Below are 223 nucleotides of genomic sequence, written 5' to 3'. Positions count from 1 at the left end.
CAGATCAACAACGGCTCCACCCCGATCACCAACGTGCAGGCCAAGTTCAAGATCGCCGGCGACAGCACCGGTCCGCAGGAAGTGACCGTGGACAAGACCGGCACGCAGACCGTCAAGTTCGCCGGCGACGGCAACATCATCGAATCCGAAGTCGACACGAGCGGTGTGAAGTACAAAGTCAACACCGCCAACCTGAACACCGCCATCAACAACCAGATCGCCA

General features: G+C 59.2%; 1 protein-coding gene. It reads left to right on the top strand.

Annotated elements, in window-relative coordinates; genetic code table 11:
* Nucleotides 1–223 (top strand): hypothetical protein (locus tag B0D78_RS13100; RefSeq protein ID WP_168170152.1); only part of this gene is annotated, 223 nt, incomplete at both ends.

It is taken from the genome of Pyramidobacter sp. C12-8, assembly GCF_002007215.1.
GTDB lineage: Bacteria > Synergistota > Synergistia > Synergistales > Dethiosulfovibrionaceae > Pyramidobacter.
The sequence above is the reverse complement of the archived record's forward strand: the minus strand, read 5'-3'. Positions and strand labels throughout refer to the sequence as shown.